This is a genomic window from Paraburkholderia sp. RL17-380-BIE-A, assembly GCF_046028085.1.
Lineage (GTDB): Bacteria > Pseudomonadota > Gammaproteobacteria > Burkholderiales > Burkholderiaceae > Paraburkholderia.
In genome coordinates, this window is sequence record NZ_JARESQ010000017.1 from 96,722 (window position 1) to 112,969 (window position 16,248).

The following is a 16,248-nucleotide window of genomic DNA, read 5'->3' on the forward strand; positions in this document are numbered from 1 at the left end:
GCAAAACGGGGAAGCCATTCATCCTGGCTTCCCCGTTTTTCGTCATGCGGCTTGCGTGCCGCTCGCGCGGTCTTTCAGCGTCACCTCAACGCCGGCAAAATCTCCCCAGCGCACACACCGAAGCCCACTCGATAACCCTCCCCCTGGCACCAACCCGCGAGCGTCAACTCGTCGCCGTCTTCGATGAAACTGCGCGTGCCGCCTTCCTGCAACTCCAGCGGCTTCTTGCCGTTCCATGTCAGTTCGAGCAGGCTGCCGAACGAATCTTCCGTCGGCCCGCTGATCGTGCCCGAGCCCATCAGGTCGCCCACGCGCGTATTGCAGCCCGATACCGTGTGATGCGCGAGCTGCTGCGCCATCGTCCAGTACATGTGCTTGAAGTTGGTCCGCGTAATCGTGCTCGCCCGCTCTGCCTGCTTTGGGCGCAGCGTCACTTCCAGCGTGATGTCGAAAGCATGCTCGCCGTCGTGGCGCAGGTAGTCGAGCGGCTGCGGATCTTGCGCCGGCTGTGCGACGCGAAACGGTTCGAGCGCGTCGAGCGTCACGATCCACGGCGAGATCGTGGTCGCGAATGTCTTCGCGTTGAACGGCCCCAGCGGCACGTATTCCCATTGCTGGATATCGCGCGCGCTCCAGTCGTTCAGCAGCACCATGCCGAAGATATGCGCTTCGGCATCCGCGCACGCAACCGGCTCGCCCAGGGCGTTGCCAGCGCCGATCACGAAGCCCGTTTCGAGCTCGATATCCAGCTTGCGGCACGCGCCGAACACCGGACGCTCCTGATCCGGCAGCTTCAACTGTCCGTTAGGACGACGCACCGGCGTGCCGCTCACCACCACCGACGACGCGCGTCCGTTGTAGCCGATCGGCATCTCCGACCAGTTCGGCAGCAGCGCATTCTTCGGATCGCGGAACATGGAGCCGACGTTCGTCGCATGCTCCTTCGACGAATAGAAATCGGTGTAGCCAGGAATCTGCACCGGCAGATGCAATTGCGCGTCGGCCTGGCGAATCAGCGCACGGCTGCGCAGCTCGGCGTCGTCGCGCAACGTCGCGTCATTGCGCGACAGCAGCTTGCTCAACTGAACGCGCACGCTGCGCCATGCGTCGCGTCCCAGCGCGATGAAATCGTTCAACGTGTCGCGTACGAACACGCTCTCGCCCGCACCCGATGAAGGCACGCTCAGCAGACCCGCGCTTTCGAGCGCGGCCAGATCGACGATGCTGTCGCCGATCGCCACGCCCACGCGGCGCGTCGCATTCAGAGCGTCGCTGAAAATGCCGAACGGCAGATTCTGAATCGAGAAATCGTTGCTCGGCTCGTTGGCCGACTCGACCCAGCTTTTGCGCGACGGATCGAGCGTCGCCTGAAGATCGCTCAATGCGTTCATCGTTGCTCCGGATTGAAGTGTTTCTTGAGACCTTCCCAGCACTCGTAGTAATGCGCCTGCAATTGCGCGGTTTCGAGCGCGAAGCGGGTCGGCTTGATCAGCGTGCGCGTCTCGAACATGAACGCCATCGTGTCGCCGACTTTCATCGGCTTCGACGTGTCGCCATGCGAGGCTTTTTCGAACGTGTCCGCGTCCGGGCCGTGACCCGTCATACAGTTATGCAGACTCCCGCCGCCCGGCAAGAAACCCTCGGCCTTCGCGTCGTACACGCCGTGCACGAGACCCATGAACTCGCTCGCGACGTTGCGATGGAACCAGGGCGGGCGGAACGTATCTTCGGCGGCCAGCCAGCGCGGCGGGAAGATCACGAAGTCGATCGCATCGACGCCCGGCGTGTCGCTTTGCGATTGCAGCACCAGAAAGATCGACGGGTCCGGATGGTCGAAGCTGATCGAGCCGATCGTGTTGAAGCGGCGCAGATCGTACTTGTACGGTGCGTAGTTGCCGTGCCACGCCACCACGTCGAGCGGCGAATGGCCAATGTCCGCTCGCCACAGGTTGCCGTTCAGCTTGGCGACGAGTTCGAACTTGCCTTCACGATCCTCGTAGGCCGCATGCGGCGTGAGGAAATCGCGCGGATTGGCGAGGCCGTTCGAGCCGATCGGGCCAAGATCCGGCAAACGCAGCAATGCCCCGAAGTTCTCGCAGATATAGCCGCGCGCCGTACCATCCGGCAGGCTCACCGCGAAGCGCACGCCGCGCGGTATCACCACGATCTCGAACGGCTCGACGTCGAGCCGGCCCATTTCGGTGGCGATATGGAGGCGCCCTTGCTGCGGCACGATCAGCAATTCGCCGTCGGCGCTGTAGAAGAAGCGGTCCTGCATCGAGCGGTTCGCCGCGTACAGATGAATCGCGCAACCGCTCATCGATTCCGCCGCGCCGTTGCCGGCCATCGTCACCCAGCCGTCGACGAAGTCGGTCGGCTCGGCGGGCATCGGCAGCGGGTCCCAACGCAACTGGTTCGGCGGTGTCGGTGGCACCTCGGCGAAGTTGGCGACGAGGCGCTCCGACGGCAGCGGCGTGAACGGCTTATGCACGGCCGCCGGACGAATCCGGTACAGCCACGAGCGGCGATTGTGACCGCGCGGCGCAGTGAACGCCGTGCCCGACACCTGTTCGGCGTACAGACCATAGGGCGCGCGTTGCGGCGAGTTGCGGCCTTCGGGCAACGCGCCCGGCAGAGCTTCCGTCGCGAATTCGTTCGCGAAGCCCGACTGATAGCCCGGCTCGATTTCAAGCCGCGAACTGGCGGTGTTAGGCGTACGTGTTTGGGTATCCATGCAAGGTTCTCCGTTGATACTCGATCTCGTCATCTCACGCGGTCTGCGCCTCGGACGGGCGGCCGCGTTGGCGCGTCGCCGCGGCCAGCGCGATCACCAGCAGCGCGGAGCACAGCACCGGCACGGCCGCCGCATGAAACAGCGACGCGTTCGACCAATTGAGCGCAATCAGTTGACCGCCGATTAGCGGCCCGATCACCGAACCGATCCGGCCAATGCCGAGGCTCCAGCCGATCCCAGTCGAGCGCAGCGTGGTCGGATAAAAATGGCCCGCCAGCGCGTTGACCGCCGGCTGTCCGCCGACCACGCAGAAGCCGCCCGCGAACACGACAATCAACAGCCACGGCAACGCATGCGCTACCGTGCCGATCGTGCCGACCGCCAGCGCCGCGCCCACGAAACAGACGAACAGCACGCGCACGAAACCGAAGCGTTCGATAAACCAGCCGAGCAGCAAGGTGCCGACCACGCCGCCCGTTTGCAGCACCGTCCCGACGATCACCGCCGTGCTCGGCGAATAGCCGGCGTCGCGCATCACGGTGGGCAGCCAGTTCGACAGGAAATACAGATCGATCAGGTTCATGAAGCTGATCGCCCACAGAATCAAGGTCACCGGGCCACGGCCGGCGCGGAACAGTTCAGCGACCGGCGCGCCGTCGTTGCCCTTCTCACGCACAACGAGACGCGTGTTCGCATCGATCGTCAACGCCGGGTTGAACTTCGCGAGCCAGCGCAAGGCGCGCTCGCTGCGGCCCTTGAGCACCAGGAATTGCAGCGACTCCGGCAGCGCGGCAAGCATGGCCAGCGCGAGCAGCAACGGCACTGCGCCGCCAACCCAGAAGACCGCGCGCCAACCGTAAGCCGGAATCAGCGCGGCGCTGATGAAGCCGCCAAGCGCCGCACCCAGCGTGAAGCCGCACGACACCAGCATCATGCGCTTGACGCGATGCGCGGGTGTCGAGAATTCGCCGACCAGCGCCATCGCGTTCGGCATGATGCAGCCGAGTCCGAGCCCGGTGATGAAGCGCAGTGCGATCAAGGCAGGGATCGTCGTGACAAAAGGCGTGGCGAGCATCGACAGCGCGAAGAAAAACGTCGAGCCGATCAGCACCGGACGGCGGCCGACGCGGTCAGCCAGCACCGACAGCCCGAGCGCGCCGAGCAGCATGCCGAACAGGCTGGCGCTGAACACCGGACCGAGCGCCGCTTTCGACACATGCCATTCGCCGATCACGCTCGGCGCGACGTAGCCCATGGCCTGCGCGTCGAAACCGTCGATCACGAGGCACAGCCCGCATAAAACGAGCAGCATCAACTGGAATGCCGGGTGATGCGTTTCGCCGAGCACGCGCTCGACTTCGATGACGTTCGCGGCGGCCGCCGCCGGTTTAGCGCTCATTGGGTCGTCTCCCCTCTTGCTCATTGGGTGGTTAGGCGGCGGTGCGGCCGAACCGGCCCAAAAGCGCGCGTGTCCGGTACATGCAGGCCACGCGGCACAAATATTCCCGCCATCGCAGGCGCGCTACGATTTACGTATAGTAAAACGAATTACGGATAGTGAAATTAACGTATACCCTGAAAAACCGCTGCGCAAACGCGCCGCGGCCCGTGGATGCAAGCGTTCGGCGGATAACGTTATGAGCAATTTGTTCATGTGAGCGCGGTGCGGACTGCTACCATCAATGGATGCGGCAACCGGATTGCGTTGCCGCGCGCCTCTCCATCGCCATCCATACGTCTACATGATTCCGCCGACCATCCCCGCTCTCATTGCCCGCGCCGCCGATCATCCGTTTCTCGGCGCGCATCTGGCGATGGGGCAAGGCCTGCATCACGACGTCGCGCTGGCGCGGTTCGAAGAGCTGGAACTCGCCAGCGCCTACGAGCCGATCTTCGATATCAGCGTGCATGCGTTGGCGCAGTCGCTTTCGTCCGGGGCCGAGGGGGTTGACCGGTTCGGCGACGAACTCGGCTTTCAGGCTGTCACGCACCTGCTCGACGCTGCGCCGTCCGACGTGTTCGATCCGTTCGACCGGATCGCCGACGATCGGGATCTCGTCGAACTCGACCGCATGTCACGCGCGCTGCACGCCATCAATTTCTTCGGCGCGCAGAGGCATGGGCTGCTCTTTCTTCGGGTACACGAGCGGCTGCTCAAGAGTGTGAAGTACGACCACGGGCGGCATTTTTCGACCGTGCTGGTGTCGTTCGGATTGAACCCGTCGCGGGTGGTGATCGAGTTGCCGGCTGCGGCGGTCGCGCACAAGACTTTTCTCGGCTATCTGACCAAGAGCTATCAGCACTATGGCTTCAAGGTGGCGGGCAATCTGTCCAACGCGGGACAGATTCTGTCGGTGTCGGAGACCGCGCGGCTCGACTTCCTCAAGATGGATGCGGGCACCGCTTTGCGCGATGCGACGGTTAAACCGTTAGTGGGTTATGCCGGCCGCTTGCGGATTCCGCTGATCTTCAATCGTGTGGTGGATGAAGCGCAGTTCGACGCTTTGCAGCAATACGACGTGCGCTTCGTGCAAGGGCCGTTGTTCAATGCGCATTATCACGACCGGGCGGTTTGAGTTGGTTGGGCGGTTGAGCGGTTGAGCGGTTGAGCGGTTGAGCGGTTGAGCGGTTGAGCGGTTGAGCGGTTGAGCCGTTGAGCCGTTGAGCCGTTTGGCGGTTGAACTGATTGATCTCGTCGAGCCCGGTCGAGCAGACGTGAGCCAAGTCACGTAGCCGCACCCGCGCCGCTTCAGCCCGTATCGCCCAAACGCCGCGCGAGCGCCTTCAGCCGCGGCGCGACATTGTCACGAAACACCTCCTCTCCCATCGACGAAGCCGGCCCGCTGCAACTCAGCACCAGCCAGCGGCCTTCGCGCGGCTCGCGAAACGGCACCGCAACCGCATTGACATCGTCGTGCCACGCGCGGAACGAATAGCAGCAGCGTTGCGCGGCGAAGGCACCGATTTCTTTCTCCGCATCGGCGACCAGTTCGTCGCCTTCCTTGCCCGCCGCCTTCCGCAGTTCGGCCAGCAACGCGGCGCGCACGTCGAGCGGTTGCACGGCGAGATAGGCGCGCCCCATCGAACTCGTCAACATGGATAGTTTCGAGCCGGAAGCGAGTCCGAGCGTCAACGCGGTTTCACTGCGAATCGTCTCCAGATAAATCATGTCGAGCCCATCGCGGCAACCGAGCGAAACCGCCGCGCCCACCTCGCGCGCGAACGTGCGCATGTGCGGGCGAGCGAGTTCGAGCGTGTCCGTGCCCGAGAGCAGCGCGAAACCGAGCGACAGCACACCGGCGTCGAGCGCATATTTGCCCAAGGTTTCGTCGAGCCGCAGATAGCCGAGCACGGTCAGCGTGTAGGCGAGCCGGTTGACGGTCGCCTTCGGCAAGCCGGTGCGTTCGACGAAATCGCGGTTGCCGAGCATTGTTTCTCCCGGCTTGAACGCGCGCAGCAAATCCAGCCCGCGTGCGAGGGCGACGACGAATTTGCGCTCGTCGAGCGGTTCGGAGGGAGTGGATGCAGGCGTCATGGGGTGATACACTCGGACGTGGTTTGCAAAACATTGTTTCGCATAGCGGAACTTAAGTCAAGCTTCACGCACGTTTAGTCAAGCAAGGAATCAGGAGATAAGCCATGGCCGAGGCCGCGCAGTTTCACTGGGAAGACCCGTTGCTGCTGGATCAGCAGCTGACCGAAGACGAACGCATGGTGCGCGACGCCGCTGCCGCTTATGCGCAGGACAAGCTGCAGCCGCGCGTGCTCGAAGCGTTCCGGCACGAGAAGACCGACATCGAGATCTTTCGCGAGATGGGCGAACTCGGCCTGCTCGGCCCGACGATTCCCGAACAATACGGCGGCCCCGGCCTGAACTACGTCGCGTATGGCTTGATTGCGCGCGAGGTGGAGCGCGTCGATTCCGGCTACCGGTCGATGATGTCGGTGCAATCGTCGCTGGTCATGGTGCCGATCCACGCATTCGGCTCGGAAGCGCAGAAGCAGAAATACCTGCCGAAGCTCGCCACCGGTGAATGGATCGGCTGCTTCGGCCTGACCGAACCGAACCACGGTTCCGATCCGGGCAGCATGGTGACGCGAGCCAAGAAGGTTGACGGCGGCTATTCGCTGTCGGGCTCGAAGATGTGGATCACCAATTCGCCCATCGCCGACGTGTTCGTGGTGTGGGCGAAGCTCGAAGAAGACGGCAAGGACGCGATTCGCGGCTTCATTCTCGAGAAGGGCTGGAAGGGCCTGTCGGCGCCGACTATTCACAGCAAGGTGGGCCTGCGTGCGTCGATTACCGGCGAAATCGTGCTCGACGAAGTGTTCGTGCCGGAAGAGAACCGTTTCCCGGAAGTCAGCGGTTTGCGCGGTCCGTTCACCTGTCTGAACTCGGCGCGCTATGGCATTGCCTGGGGCGCGCTCGGCGCGGCCGAAGCATGCTGGCATACCGCGCGTCAGTACGTGCTGGATCGCAAGCAGTTCGGCCGGCCGCTCGCCGCGAACCAGTTGATCCAGAAGAAGCTCGCCGACATGCAGACCGAAATCACGCTCGGACTGCAAGGCGTGCTGCGTCTTGGCCGCATGAAGGACGAAGGCACCGCGGCCGTCGAGATCACCTCGATCATGAAGCGCAATTCATGCGGCAAGGCGCTGGACATTGCGCGGCTCGCACGTGACATGCTCGGCGGCAACGGCATCTCGGACGAGTTCGGCGTGGCGCGGCATCTGGTAAATCTGGAAGTCGTGAACACTTATGAAGGCACGCACGACATTCACGCGCTGATTCTTGGCCGCGCGCAAACGGGCATTCAGGCTTTCTTCTGAAACCTGCGGTGCGCTAATGCCGCCCGCCGTGGGGGGCGTTTGCGCAAGACGATAAAAAAGCCAGTTCATATGAACTGGCTTTTTTGTTCGACGCAGCACGCCGCAGTGCATGGCGCGCTTTGTCACTCACCGCCGCTTACTTGTTCGGCTGCGGCGTCATGCGCAGATACGGGCGCAGCGCCTTGTAGCCCTTCGGGAATTTCTGCTTGATGACTTCCTCGTCCTTCAGCGACGGGACGATCACCACGTCATCACCCTGCTTCCAGTTACCCGGTGTCGCGACCGAGTGATTGTCGGTGAGTTGCAGCGAATCGATCACACGCAGCACTTCGTCGAAGTTGCGGCCCGTGCTGGCCGGATAGGTGATGATGAGCCGCACCTTCTTCTTCGGGTCGATCACGAACAGCGAGCGGACGGTCAGCGTTTCGTTCGCATTCGGATGGATCATGTCGTACAGCTCGGAAACCTTCCGGTCGCCATCAGCGAGAATCGGGAAGCCGACATTGGCGGCTTGAGTCTCGTTAATGTCTTTAATCCACTCCTTGTGAGACTCGGCGCTGTCGACCGACAACGCGATGGTCTTCACATTGCGCTTCTCGAATTCATCAGCCAGCTTCGCCGTCAAGCCAAGTTCGGTCGTGCAGACCGGCGTGAAGTCAGCCGGATGCGAAAACAGCACGCCCCAGCTATCGCCCAGCCATTCATGGAATTTGATCGGGCCGACACTCGACTGCTGTTCGAAATCCGGCGCGATATCGCCAAGACGTAGACTCATCATGCATCTCCTAGAGGTTTGGACATTGCCGCGACAGCATTCACCGACGGCGCCCCGCAAAGATAAAGCATACGGGAGCGACGGTGTGTGACGAACGAACATCGCGTCACTACTTTATGCGTTTTTGTAATTTTCACTGATTTAGTGGAAACTTTGCGGGACAGATCAACTCCATTCTAGGCAAACTTTGCCGCATATTGTGCTGGCGGCGGGGGTTTTGTCGTTATGCTTCAACCGGGAACGGTTCGTGCGAAGTTGTGAACCAACCGAGCCCTGCGCTCGCCAGCGGCCGTTTCTTTGGTTACGATTCACGCGTGGCGTGAGACGAAGGGGAGCTGTCAATGTCGGAAGTCAACAAGGAGAGATTGATGTCGGATATCAAAACCGTCCTCGCGGACGCTGAAGATCTGCTGAAACAAGCCGCGAGCGCCACCGGCGAGCGCGCTTCGGAACTTCGTGAAACGGCGCTGACGCGCCTGAAGCAGGCCAGGGAAAAAGCGGCTGACGTTCAGGTCGTAGTGGTCGAAAAAGGTAAGAAAGCGGCCCGCGCCACCGACGACTACGTGCACGAGCACCCGTGGGCATCCATCGGCATCGCCGCGGGCGCCGGCGTGCTGCTTGGGCTGTTGATCAACCGCAAGTAACACTGGCGACGGCGTCGGACCTAACCGTCCGGCGCATCAGCGAATCGAGTTGACCGGCGCAAGCCTGGCCGGTCCGCTTCTTCTGGCGCGCGTGCGCGCCGGTTAGGCCTTCACGCGCAACGCCCACAGCCATGACGATCGACACACAATCGCAGCGCGGAGAACATAGTCCTTTGCGCCGCATAATCGGTTCCGTGTTTGCCATTTTGCAAACGCGGCTGGAACTGGTCGGCATCGAACTCGCCGAAGAAAAGGACCGTCTGCTCGGCGTGCTGTTTCTCGGCCTCGCCGCCATGATGCTCGCCACAATGGCACTGATCGCGCTCACGGCGCTGATCGCCATCGCATTCTGGGACACCTACCGCTGGCAAGCGCTCGCCGGCATCACCGCGGTCTATGCGATTGCGGGCTTAGCCTGTGCGCTGAAAGCGCGCAGCGGATTGCGCAATGCCCCGATGGTGTTCGAGGCGACCATTGCCGAGTTCGAAAAAGACCGTGACGTATTCCGCAAACCGTGACCCGGAAGACGCAACGGCGTGCCCTGCGTCTTCCTTAAGAATTTCGCGCGATTTGCAGCGCCGTTCTACCGCCCCACCTTCACTGCCGCCAACACGCCATGAGCCAGATCCATTCCGATACCGCCTTCCGTAACAAGCGCCACCAGGCCAAAGATCTGAGCGCACCTCATTTGCGCGCGCTGCGCAAGGAGCTGCTGCTCGTGCGCGCGGATGTCGAGCGCATGGAACTCGCTCAGGCGACTATCGAATTGCGGCAGGCAGTGACGCACTTCAGTTGGCTCAAGTTCATCCTGCCGGGCTTCGGAGGCATGCGTGTGGGCCAAGGCTCGAAGGCGAGCTTTCTTAACGCGGGAAGCATTGGCGCCCTCCTCAAACAGTATCCGCTCATCAGTTCGATCGCTTCGATCCTCCTCGCCAAGCCACTGCGCGCAACGGTCGCAGCGGGCGCCAAGCCTGTGCTCAAATGGGGCAGCCTCGCCCTTGCCGGATGGGAAGCCTATCGGATCTGGCAACAGATGAAGCAGGATTCCGCTGCGTCGTCTGGCGACAGGGCCGACTCGACGAATAGCGGTTATTGACGCGTGACGTTGATTGCCGTCTTGCCGTCTTGCCGTCTTGCCGGTTTGCAGGTTTGCCGGTTCGCCGTCTTGCCGGTTCGCTAGCTTGTATTCCAGCAATCGGCGCTAGCGGTTGTCGGACCGTTTGTTCCGCTGTTTGAACCGCCGGCTGTGCCACTCTTGTTGCTACGTAATCCTGTCGCATCGAGCGTGAAAATACCGCAGGTGTCGTCGTGCATCGGACCTGATTCGCTCGGCGCCGCCTCTATCGCGTAGCCACCGTTCGCATCGTCGGCGGGCAGAACATGCAGGCGATAAACGGGTGTGCCGAATTGCGGCGCCTGATCGAGACCTGGGGGCAATGCCGCCAAGTTGTCGCTCGACGCTCCCTCGACGAATTGGGCTGCGCGATACAGCGCGGCCGCCGCATCGATTCGATGAGTTCGCGCGACATGGCTGCGGTACGAAGGCACTGCAAACACCGCCAGCGCGGCGACAATCGCTAGCGTGATCATCAATTCGAGCAGCGTGAAGGCGGATGTATGCGGCTTCATGACACCTCCAATCAAAAAGGTCGCGCGGCGACGCGGCGCCAATGACGTTCGATCTTCTCTCCATCGATTACCAGTTCCACCTGCAACCACACCTGCGACGCATTCGTCCGGCCGAAGCCGCGCGAAGTCAATAAGTACGCTCGAGCATCAGTGCGAGTTGCCAGACGCCAGGCCTCGACCAGACATTGCGGCGCTCGTAGCGATCCGGGCCATTGCGCTACGGGCGTAACGGCGCCGGCTTCGAACGCGGCTTCGAGTTTCCATTGAACCGGTTCGCCGGATACGGTCGGCAGCGGCGCCGCGCTTTGGGTGGTTGTCCTCGCGATCACACTGCGGGTACACAAAGTCAACGCCGAATCCGCAGCATGGAAAGCCTGCAGGTATTCGCGAACATTGGTGGCGCCACGCGCTGCCGCAATCGATGTCTCGAACCAGGCCGCGGAAGTGGCCAACATCATCGCTGAAATCAGCAGGACGATCGGTAAGACTGCACCGAGTTGCCGAATGCGTGAACGGTTGTCGCGGGGCACTCGACTGAAGCACGAAAAGTCTTCCACTTGATCGTGACGCCTAACGCATCGCCTGACTGCCAGGTGCTGTTGCTGTTCGATTCGCCGTTTCGTCACGCCCCATCCTCCGCGTGATTGCGTATCGCAACGCGCCGCGAGAACGCCTGGCGCGGACGCGAATCGCTAGCCAGAGCGCCGACGCCGTCACAATCGACATAGCGCGAACGCTGTCCTCGTGGCGCACCACGCACGAGCACGCAGAGATCGACGGCGACGACCTTCGCCCATTGATCGGCCGTCACGGCTGACGCGTCGCTTGCAGCCAGCGCACCGGCCAACCAGTACATGACGCGCACGCGCTCGACACCTTCGACCAGCGGCTGCGCGGACCCCGCCTTGCCGTTGCCCTCGCAATAAAGCTCCGGCTCACCGGTCGAAGCACTGACTCTGGCGAAGTACCGGTTGACGACCAGCACACCCTTGTCGCCGAGCGCTGCGCTGGCGCCGGTCACGGCCTGCCCGAGGCAGTCGGTTGTTTGCCCGCTGGAGGACGGCCATGTGGACACGTTGTCACCGACATAGCTGACCGCGACGCCGTCTGAATGACTGGGCAAGGTCTCGCAGGCAAGGCTATCGTCAGCGCCGGTCGGACGGCCACCCGAGCATCCGAACAACGGTGCGGGAGTGTTGTACCGTGCGACGTCCGCGGGTACGAAGCCGGCCATTTGCAATTGCTGGCCGATCAGCGTCAGTGCAATGAGGCCGGATTCGCGGATCCGCATCGCATCGCTCGCGTGTTCGAATGCACTGCGCTGGGCCGTATATAGCGAGACAGCACCCGCGGTCACCAGCAGCCCCAGCGCCATGGCAATCGCGAATTCGATCAGCGTGTGGCCGCGAGCGGGATTCGATCGCCGCATCATTGTGCAAACGCCAGCGCTACGCATGACGACCCCACGGGAAGATCCGCTCCGCCGCAGGGCACGGGCTTGTCGATCACATCGTCGGAATGCGGCATGTCGCGCAGCGCTGCCCACGTAACACGCGCAAAGGACACACCGCCGTTGTCACGCACCGAGGCTTCGCCATGCGGCAAAACTACCGCTGCCCGCGCGCTCCATTGCCTGATTGCGGCGTCGCCCGCGGAAGACGCGTACGTCGCCTCCACAACGGAGTCGGCTATCCAGGCGGCGTGTTCGCGCATCGACATCGCGCGGGCTTCACGCACGGTCCACAATTGCCCGGCGATCAAGCCCAGCGCTGTGGCCGCCATTAACGCGACAGCCAGCATGACCTCGATCAATGAACTGCCACCACACGCCGACCCGCAACAGCGCGAATAACGGTTCTGCGGGTATCGGTTCATGACGCCGCTCCGCAAGCGCCTTCGGCGATCCGCGCGCGACCACCCGCTGCAATACGAATGCAACGCCGCCACGTGGCCCCTTGCGTGGCCTTGGACGGCGCACGCGGCGCGATATCAAAACTGCGGAAGGTGCCGATCAATTGCCCCGCTGGCGGCGTGAACGTGAGATTCGTCTGCGTGCCGGTGATACTCACGGCTGCAAAGAGAGGCTGCGCGCGCAATAGCGATGACGATCCGCCTCGTTCAGCGAGGACCGCCCAGCCGCAGGACCAGTCAGCCACACCATTGCCGCACGGCTGCCCCGCCGCAAGACAATGCCGGGCCGCATCGGTCCGGCAGACGGTGACTCGCGCGCCCTGGCGCAACGCTTCGCTACGCGCATAGGCAAGCGTCGAGGCAAGCGCCTTCGCACGGGCGTCGACCTGATCGCGCACGTACCACGCGACGAACGAGGGCGTACCCAGTACGGCGATCACGGCAAGCAGCGCGACCACGGCCAGCGTTTCGACAAGCGTGAAGCCGCGGCGTCGCGGCGGACAGACTGCATTCCATTTCATCTGCATCCCTGATCGATTCGAAGAATGCAGCCAATCTAGCGATTTGCAAATCGCTCAACAATCGGCCGAATGGCCAGGTGGCACTCAGACGCTATCCCGCGCAAAAATGCACGCGACGAACCATAACGGCAACGGGAGATGCGGATGCGCGAAACGACGCAGGGAAAAACGGCTACTCAGACGCAACGCGAGATGCGACTGCGTTCAGCGTTTGCGGGGAGGCTTGGGAGGAGAAGAGGCGCGGCGAAATTCTTCGATCACGTCTTCGAATTCGGAGACGTCTTCGAAGCGCCGGTAGACAGACGCAAAACGAACGTAGGCAATGGTGTCGAGCGCACGCAACTCGTTCATCACGAGCTCGCCGAGGCGCTCACTGCGCACCTCGCGCTCGCCGCTGCCGAGCAACTGATACTCGATGCGCGCAACCGCCGCGTCGATCGCGTCTGCGGCCACCGGGCGCTTGCGCAGCGCCAGTTGCATGCTCGCGACGATCTTGCGGCGGTCGAATTCCGTGCGGCTGCCATCCTTCTTGACGACCGACGGCAACGCCAGCTCGACCCGCTCATACGTCGTAAAACGTTTGTCGCAGGCCGGGCAGCGGCGGCGCCGGCGAATCGTTGCGCCGTCTTCGGATACGCGCGAGTCGACAACCTGCGTATCGGCGTGACGGCAGAAGGGGCAGTGCATGGCGGCTTAGCGGTAAACCGGGAAACGCTGGGTCAGCTCGGCGACTTGCGCGCGCACGCGTTCGATCGTGGCGGCGTCTTCCGGGTTGTCCAGCACGTCGGCGATCAGGTTACCTACCTGCTCGGCTTCCTTGACGCCGAAACCGCGCGTGGTCATGGCCGGCGAGCCGAGTCGCACGCCGCTCGTCACGAACGGCTTTTCCGGATCGTTCGGAATCGCGTTCTTGTTGACCGTGATGTGAGCAGCACCCAGCGCGGCTTCCGCAGCCTTGCCGGTAATCTTCTTTGCGCGCAGGTCGACGAGCATCACGTGGCTTTCGGTGCGGCCCGACACGATGCGCAGACCGCGCTTGACCAGCGTTTCCGCCAGCACGCGCGCGTTTTCGACGACTTGCTGCTGGTACGCCTTGAACTCGGGCGACAGCGCTTCCTTGAACGCGACGGCCTTGCCGGCGATCACGTGCATCAGCGGTCCACCTTGAATGCCCGGGAAGATGGCCGAATTGATCTGCTTTTCGAACTCGGCTTTCATCAGGATCACGCCGCCGCGCGGGCCGCGCAGGCTCTTGTGCGTGGTAGTGGTAACGAAATCGGCGTGCGGCACCGGGTTCGGATAGACGCCCGCCGCGATCAGGCCGGCGTAATGCGCCATGTCGACCATGAAGTACGCGCCGACCGACTTGGCGATCTTCGACAGGCGTTCGAAATCGATACGCAGCGCAAACGCGGAGGCGCCCGCCACGATCAGCTTCGGCTTGTGTTCCTGAGCGAGCTTTTCTGCGGCATCGTAGTCGATGTCTTCGGCTTCGTTCAGGCCGTAGCTCACCACGTTGAACCACTTGCCCGACATGTTGACCGGCGAACCGTGCGTGAGGTGGCCACCGTGCGCGAGGCTCATGCCCATGATCGTGTCGCCCGGCTTGAGCATGGCGAAGAACACGCCCTGGTTCGCCTGCGAGCCGGAGTTCGGCTGCACGTTGGCGGCTTCGGCGCCGAACAGTTGCTTCACGCGGTCGATCGCCAGCTGCTCGGCGATATCGACGTACTCGCAGCCGCCGTAATAGCGCTTGCCCGGATACCCTTCGGCGTACTTGTTCGTGAGTTGCGAGCCTTGCGCTGCCATGACAGCCGGGCTCGTGTAGTTTTCCGACGCGATCAGTTCGATGTGCTCTTCCTGACGGCGGTTTTCCTGCTCGATGACCTTCCAGAGTTCAGGATCGACGTTGGCGATGGTGCTTTGGGCTCTGTCAAACATACGGATTCCGTTGAATGTGTTCAGGTTGACCGGATCGTGCGCCGAATCTTGCGTAGAGGGTACGCAGCGCTGCTGGCGGCTGGGCCAGCCCTGACGTGGCGGATGGAGAGTCGCCGCACACGCGAGGCAGGACAGCCACCGCCAGCGCAGATCAATGCGCGCGGATCACGGCTGCCCAGGCGAACGGCAAAACGGCACCCTGCGCTTCACGGTGGGTTGCTCCACCTTGAATCCGATTGCTTGAACCGGTTCTATCGCCAGTCACGCAGGGATGAGCGCGTTAGTTTATTGGAAGAGGATCGAATAGGCAACCGGCTTCCGGCCGCTGCCGCAGGTGCCGACTGGACGGCCCTCAGCGCCGCCTTGTGCAGCGCGCAAACGTCTGACGGAACAGCGCCGGCGGGCCGCGGCGCGTCCCTCCCAAAGCCTCTCGTACGGCTGGTTTACCCTTGCCGCAGCGCGGCAATGGAAGTAGGCTTGGGGCCTTTCTCTCCTACCTGCCAGGGAACCACAGCAATGATCGTGTTCGTCACCGGAGCGTCCGCGGGATTCGGCGCCGCTATCGCTCGCGCCTTCGTCAAGGGTGGCCATCGTGTGGTCGCCACAGCTCGCCGCAAGGACCGTCTGCAGGCACTAGCCGATGAACTCGGCGACGCGCTTCTGCCGTATGAACTCGACGTACGCGACCGCGCGGCCGTCGAGGCCGTTCCTGCCTCGCTGCCGGCGGACTTCGCCGCAATCGACGTGCTGGTCAATAACGCCGGCCTCGCACTCGGCATCGAACCGGCGCAGAAAGCGAGTCTCGACGAGTGGAACACCATGATCGAGACCAACTGCACAGGTCTCGTGCAGGTCACGCACGCGTTACTGCCGGGCATGGTGGAGCGCAACCGCGGCCACATTTTCAATCTGGGCTCGGCAGCCGGCAGCTGGCCGTACGCGGGCGGCAACGTCTACGGGGCCACCAAAGCGTTCGTGCATCAGTTCAGCCTGAATCTGCGCGCCGATGTGGCCGGCACTGCGCTGCGGGTGACGAACGTCGAACCTGGCCTGTGCGGCGGCACCGAGTTCTCGAACGTCCGGTTTCGCGGCGACGACAACAAAGCCGCCAAAATGTACGAAAACGTGCAACCGCTCACACCCGAAGACATCGCGGACTCGATCTACTGGATCGCCACGCGCCCGGCGCACGTCAATATCAACACGATCGAGCTGATGCCGGTGGCGCAATCGTTCTCCGCGTTGTCCGTTCATCGCGGCTAA

General features: G+C 62.8%; 18 protein-coding genes and 1 riboswitch. Of the genes, 6 read left to right on the plus strand and 12 right to left on the minus strand.

Annotated elements, in window-relative coordinates:
• Positions 1–80 precede the first annotated feature (80 nt).
• Genes fahA through P0D68_RS26245 form a run of 3 tightly spaced genes read right to left on the minus strand, consistent with a single transcriptional unit; the run spans position 81 to position 4,133 of the window.
• Complete coding sequence (fahA, locus tag P0D68_RS26235; protein WP_408301014.1) at positions 81–1,391, minus strand: fumarylacetoacetase; 1,311 nt, start codon at positions 1,389–1,391, stop codon at positions 81–83.
• The gene (hmgA, locus tag P0D68_RS26240; protein WP_408301016.1) at positions 1,388–2,734 is read right to left on the minus strand and encodes a homogentisate 1,2-dioxygenase; all 1,347 of its coding nucleotides are present in this window, start codon (positions 2,732–2,734) and stop codon (positions 1,388–1,390) included. Before hmgA ends, fahA begins: the two co-directional genes overlap by 4 nt.
• Positions 2,735–2,768: 34 nt before the next feature.
• Positions 2,769–4,133, minus strand: a complete 1,365-nt coding sequence (locus P0D68_RS26245; RefSeq protein WP_091796637.1) for an MFS transporter — start codon at positions 4,131–4,133, stop codon at positions 2,769–2,771.
• Positions 4,134–4,476: 343 nt separating this feature from the next.
• On the opposite strand from P0D68_RS26245, the gene P0D68_RS26250 reads away from it, so the two are divergent.
• On the plus strand, positions 4,477–5,310 hold the full coding sequence (locus tag P0D68_RS26250) for an EAL domain-containing protein (protein WP_091800785.1): 834 nt from the start codon (positions 4,477–4,479) through the stop codon (positions 5,308–5,310).
• Between the two features lie 173 nt (positions 5,311–5,483).
• Here P0D68_RS26250 and P0D68_RS26255 read toward each other — a convergent pair whose 3' ends face one another.
• On the minus strand, positions 5,484–6,269 hold the full coding sequence (locus tag P0D68_RS26255) for an IclR family transcriptional regulator (protein WP_408301018.1): 786 nt from the start codon (positions 6,267–6,269) through the stop codon (positions 5,484–5,486).
• A 104-nt stretch (positions 6,270–6,373) separates the two neighbouring features.
• Here P0D68_RS26255 and P0D68_RS26260 point away from each other — a divergent pair, with 104 nt between their 5' ends.
• Entirely contained in the window at positions 6,374–7,564 is a 1,191-nt protein-coding gene (locus P0D68_RS26260) for an acyl-CoA dehydrogenase (RefSeq protein ID WP_091796639.1), read from the plus strand.
• Positions 7,565–7,700: 136 nt separating this feature from the next.
• Here the strand turns inward: P0D68_RS26260 and P0D68_RS26265 are convergent, their stop codons facing one another.
• Positions 7,701–8,339 carry a peroxiredoxin gene (locus tag P0D68_RS26265; RefSeq protein WP_091796640.1) on the minus strand — a complete coding sequence of 213 codons (639 nt, stop codon included), beginning with the start codon at positions 8,337–8,339 and terminating at the stop codon, positions 7,701–7,703.
• Between the two features lie 341 nt (positions 8,340–8,680).
• Between P0D68_RS26265 and P0D68_RS26270 the strand changes: the two genes are divergently transcribed.
• The 3 genes from P0D68_RS26270 (at position 8,681) to P0D68_RS26280 (ending at position 10,079) form a co-directional block, all read left to right on the plus strand.
• The gene (locus tag P0D68_RS26270; protein ID WP_091796641.1) at positions 8,681–8,983 is read left to right on the plus strand and encodes an ElaB/YgaM/YqjD family protein; all 303 of its coding nucleotides are present in this window, start codon (positions 8,681–8,683) and stop codon (positions 8,981–8,983) included.
• A gap of 131 nt (positions 8,984–9,114) precedes the next feature.
• Positions 9,115–9,501 (plus strand): phage holin family protein, encoded by a 387-nt coding sequence (locus P0D68_RS26275; RefSeq protein ID WP_011486908.1) that lies wholly within the window; start codon positions 9,115–9,117, stop codon positions 9,499–9,501.
• A gap of 98 nt (positions 9,502–9,599) precedes the next feature.
• Positions 9,600–10,079 carry a DUF3318 domain-containing protein gene (locus P0D68_RS26280; RefSeq protein WP_091796642.1) on the plus strand — a complete coding sequence of 160 codons (480 nt, stop codon included), beginning with the start codon at positions 9,600–9,602 and terminating at the stop codon, positions 10,077–10,079.
• Between the two features lie 80 nt (positions 10,080–10,159).
• Here P0D68_RS26280 and P0D68_RS26285 read toward each other — a convergent pair whose 3' ends face one another.
• The 7 genes from P0D68_RS26285 to glyA form a co-directional block, all read right to left on the minus strand.
• Positions 10,160–10,612, minus strand: a complete 453-nt coding sequence (locus P0D68_RS26285; RefSeq protein WP_408301021.1) for a type IV pilin protein — start codon at positions 10,610–10,612, stop codon at positions 10,160–10,162.
• An 11-nt stretch (positions 10,613–10,623) separates the two neighbouring features.
• The gene (locus P0D68_RS26290) at positions 10,624–11,238 is read right to left on the minus strand and encodes a pilus assembly PilX family protein (protein WP_408301023.1); all 615 of its coding nucleotides are present in this window, start codon (positions 11,236–11,238) and stop codon (positions 10,624–10,626) included.
• Positions 11,235–12,044: a PilW family protein gene (locus tag P0D68_RS26295; RefSeq protein ID WP_408301025.1), complete on the minus strand. Its 810-nt coding sequence runs from the start codon at positions 12,042–12,044 to the stop codon at positions 11,235–11,237. Before P0D68_RS26295 ends, P0D68_RS26290 begins: the two co-directional genes overlap by 4 nt.
• Positions 12,041–12,487 (minus strand): type IV pilus modification PilV family protein, encoded by a 447-nt coding sequence (locus P0D68_RS26300; RefSeq protein WP_408468769.1) that lies wholly within the window; start codon positions 12,485–12,487, stop codon positions 12,041–12,043. Before P0D68_RS26300 ends, P0D68_RS26295 begins: the two co-directional genes overlap by 4 nt.
• Positions 12,484–13,044: a GspH/FimT family pseudopilin gene (locus P0D68_RS26305; RefSeq protein WP_408186715.1), complete on the minus strand. Its 561-nt coding sequence runs from the start codon at positions 13,042–13,044 to the stop codon at positions 12,484–12,486. The genes P0D68_RS26300 and P0D68_RS26305 overlap by 4 nt, the downstream gene beginning before the upstream one ends.
• A 204-nt stretch (positions 13,045–13,248) precedes the next feature.
• The gene (gene nrdR, locus P0D68_RS26310) at positions 13,249–13,731 is read right to left on the minus strand and encodes a transcriptional regulator NrdR (protein WP_091796645.1); all 483 of its coding nucleotides are present in this window, start codon (positions 13,729–13,731) and stop codon (positions 13,249–13,251) included.
• Positions 13,732–13,737: 6 nt separating this feature from the next.
• Entirely contained in the window at positions 13,738–14,985 is a 1,248-nt protein-coding gene (gene glyA, locus P0D68_RS26315) for a serine hydroxymethyltransferase (RefSeq protein WP_408301028.1), read from the minus strand.
• 166 nt (positions 14,986–15,151) lie between these two features.
• Positions 15,152–15,260, minus strand: a riboswitch (ZMP/ZTP riboswitch).
• A 241-nt stretch (positions 15,261–15,501) separates the two neighbouring features.
• On the opposite strand from glyA, the gene ydfG reads away from it, so the two are divergent.
• Entirely contained in the window at positions 15,502–16,248 is a 747-nt protein-coding gene (ydfG, locus tag P0D68_RS26320; RefSeq protein WP_091796647.1) for a bifunctional NADP-dependent 3-hydroxy acid dehydrogenase/3-hydroxypropionate dehydrogenase YdfG, read from the plus strand.

Bases quoted from the DNA above. Each gene is read 5' to 3' on its own strand.
- fahA (WP_408301014.1), bottom strand. From the start codon at position 1,391: ATGAACGCATTGAGCGATCTTCAGGCGACGCTCGATCCGTCGCGCAAA.
- hmgA (WP_408301016.1), bottom strand. From the start codon at position 2,734: ATGGATACCCAAACACGTACGCCTAACACCGCCAGTTCGCGGCTTGAA.
- P0D68_RS26245 (WP_091796637.1), bottom strand. From the start codon at position 4,133: ATGAGCGCTAAACCGGCGGCGGCCGCCGCGAACGTCATCGAAGTCGAG.
- P0D68_RS26250 (WP_091800785.1), top strand. From the start codon at position 4,477: ATGATTCCGCCGACCATCCCCGCTCTCATTGCCCGCGCCGCCGATCAT.
- P0D68_RS26255 (WP_408301018.1), bottom strand. From the start codon at position 6,269: ATGACGCCTGCATCCACTCCCTCCGAACCGCTCGACGAGCGCAAATTC.
- P0D68_RS26260 (WP_091796639.1), top strand. From the start codon at position 6,374: ATGGCCGAGGCCGCGCAGTTTCACTGGGAAGACCCGTTGCTGCTGGAT.
- P0D68_RS26265 (WP_091796640.1), bottom strand. From the start codon at position 8,339: ATGAGTCTACGTCTTGGCGATATCGCGCCGGATTTCGAACAGCAGTCG.
- P0D68_RS26270 (WP_091796641.1), top strand. From the start codon at position 8,681: ATGTCGGAAGTCAACAAGGAGAGATTGATGTCGGATATCAAAACCGTC.
- P0D68_RS26275 (WP_011486908.1), top strand. From the start codon at position 9,115: ATGACGATCGACACACAATCGCAGCGCGGAGAACATAGTCCTTTGCGC.
- P0D68_RS26280 (WP_091796642.1), top strand. From the start codon at position 9,600: ATGAGCCAGATCCATTCCGATACCGCCTTCCGTAACAAGCGCCACCAG.
- P0D68_RS26285 (WP_408301021.1), bottom strand. From the start codon at position 10,612: ATGAAGCCGCATACATCCGCCTTCACGCTGCTCGAATTGATGATCACG.
- P0D68_RS26295 (WP_408301025.1), bottom strand. From the start codon at position 12,044: ATGATGCGGCGATCGAATCCCGCTCGCGGCCACACGCTGATCGAATTC.
- P0D68_RS26300 (WP_408468769.1), bottom strand. From the start codon at position 12,487: ATGAACCGATACCCGCAGAACCGTTATTCGCGCTGTTGCGGGTCGGCG.
- P0D68_RS26305 (WP_408186715.1), bottom strand. From the start codon at position 13,044: ATGAAATGGAATGCAGTCTGTCCGCCGCGACGCCGCGGCTTCACGCTT.
- nrdR (WP_091796645.1), bottom strand. From the start codon at position 13,731: ATGCACTGCCCCTTCTGCCGTCACGCCGATACGCAGGTTGTCGACTCG.
- glyA (WP_408301028.1), bottom strand. From the start codon at position 14,985: ATGTTTGACAGAGCCCAAAGCACCATCGCCAACGTCGATCCTGAACTC.
- ydfG (WP_091796647.1), top strand. From the start codon at position 15,502: ATGATCGTGTTCGTCACCGGAGCGTCCGCGGGATTCGGCGCCGCTATC.